The sequence below is a fragment of the Trichocoleus sp. FACHB-262 genome (assembly GCF_014696035.1).
Lineage (GTDB): Bacteria > Cyanobacteriota > Cyanobacteriia > FACHB-46 > FACHB-46 > Trichocoleus.
The window spans coordinates 1-2024 of sequence record NZ_JACJPK010000003.1 but is presented as its reverse complement, the minus strand read 5'-3'; the positions used below and the strand labels follow the sequence as shown (position 1 = coordinate 2024).

The following is a 2024-nucleotide window of genomic DNA, read 5'->3' as shown; positions in this document are numbered from 1 at the left end:
GATAGTGCTGCTGGAGCTCCTCTGAACTCAAATGGTCCACTAGTTCTAAGATTCTTCCCATCTCCGCATCTTAATAGCAGGTACTGTTAGACGGAAACCGTATGAGTCAACCAATGTTGAGCGGTTTGGATGAGACCCAGCTTTTTGAGGTTGGCGATCGCTTTTCTTAAGCCGTACTCGCTCATCCAAGGAAACCGTTTTTGCCAAGCTTTAAGGGAGTTATAGATCCATTTCATCCCATTGCTCAGCCAACCCCTCGTCTCCGAATTGACGGTCCAGTATTGCAATTGTTGCAGGAATGCGCCTTCATCAAATCCGGTGCCTGTTCTGCCCAGCGCTCGCTTTAGCAGCCCAGTCAGCTGAGGGGGAATCGGAATGGAATTGACTTCCAAAGTTTTTGAGTTCATTTCTGTATTTCTCCAATAAGTTCGAAGGCTTGATGGAAGTGGTTTAACCTATCTGCTGTGAGTGCTGGGAAGCTGCTCGTTGGAGTCGCCTGCCAGCCCCCCGCACAAGCTGTTGAAGTCGGGTAATCTCTGCCTCAACGGCTTGACGTTGTTGCTCTAGGGCTGCGACTTGATGACCTCGGGCGATCGCGGTTCTGACTTCTCCCACGACGCGATGAGAGAGATGTTTGGTCTTGACTTTGGGCTGGCCTGAGGGTTTGTATTCTCCCGTCAGCCAGCGCAGTTGGTAGTAGAGATATTGCTTGCCGTTCTTGCTCTTGGTGTAGGTCTCAATCCATTGGTCTCGGTAAACCTCTCCTTCCCCGACAATGGCTTGAATTGCCTCAGTTAAGCGATCGCGGTCTTGGTGAAGGGAGTTGAGAAGTGTAAGGTAGGTGGAAAGCCAATGAAGTTCTGGGAATGCGTCGAGGTCTAAAACGAGAGGATTTCCCAAAACAGCAGGCAAGCTTGAGCCTCTGGAGGAACTGGATTCGGCAGTAGCAGAAGCGAAATATGACATCAGAAACTGACCCACAACTGAGGTGGTTACCAGAAGGAATGATTGTTTGGGTCTTTAATTGTTGGGTAGTAGGGAGAGAACTGAGGTTCTATCCCCCTACTGGGGCAATGATTAATTGATGAGAGGGCTGGTTGGAAGAGCGATCGCCGCCCTCTTGAGAGTCAAGCGATCGCTCTCCTTCAGAGATGCTTGGGCGGATGATTAGAACGGCAAAGCCAGATCATGCAAGTCTTTGGAGACCAGCACTAACCACCAGCCATTGTGGTAGCCGAGGGCAACCGTGCCGAAGCCGAAGCGTTTTTGGTCTTGCTCCCAAATCCACATTGCTTGAAGCGCTGAGTCGAGGGTAGAACGGCGTGAGAAGAGAATGAGTTCGAAAACTGCTTGCCCAGCCTTTCGAGCAGATCTCTGGATAGAACTTGAGGTGATAGTAATGTTCAACCGCTCCTCATCCTGTTTATATGTTGGGCAGCTGAGTCGGATCTGGGTACCGTGGGTATAGGTATCAGGGATAGAATGGCATCCTTCGCTGTAGCCTTGGAGATAAGTGCTGTTGTGGCAGAACTGCGGGTGATAAGCCCGTCGATTCATGCCATCGCGAAAGCCAGCACTAAAAATCTGATCAGGCGCAACGTTGAGGTTGCGTCGAGAAAATCTTGGTAGCATAGGTATATACCTTTTGATTAAGGGTTATTTGAGGGCGATCGCTAACCGTCGGAAGTGGGCGATCGCTTTCTCATTGGCTCCCTCTGCATTTCTCAACCTGGCTGGGGACAGGCTAGGGCTGCATTACTCCCTACCTAAAAGCTTTAAAGAGGATGCAATCTAGAATTTGCCTGCTGCACATTGGAATGTGAAGTCGTTTGCAACTGAAAAGCGCAGCGGCTCAAAGTTTTAAGGCTGATGCCTTCGTTATCTAGTTGCATTTAGCTTGCATGACTTGATTTCATGCTTCTAGCTATCTGGCGTTGCACAATAGTAGTATGATGCAGCGTTGAGGGTCTCCTGATGCAATGTCCAGACTGTCAATCCACTCACGTCGTCAAAAACGGTCGCCG

The 2024-nt window shown here is 49.8% G+C and carries 3 protein-coding genes; all 3 read right to left on the bottom strand.

Translation table 11 applies throughout. From position 1 onward, the window contains the following. Positions 1–86 precede the first annotated feature (86 nt). Positions 87–407, bottom strand: coding sequence for a hypothetical protein (locus H6F68_RS00055; protein ID WP_190555672.1), 321 nt, complete (start codon positions 405–407; stop codon positions 87–89). 43 nt (positions 408–450) lie between these two features. Next, entirely contained in the window at positions 451–966 is a 516-nt protein-coding gene (locus H6F68_RS00050) for a hypothetical protein (protein WP_190555671.1), read from the bottom strand. 201 nt (positions 967–1167) lie between these two features. Continuing rightward, complete coding sequence (locus tag H6F68_RS00045; RefSeq protein ID WP_190555670.1) at positions 1168–1632, bottom strand: hypothetical protein; 465 nt, start codon at positions 1630–1632, stop codon at positions 1168–1170. Between the last annotated feature and the right edge of the window lie 392 nt (positions 1633–2024).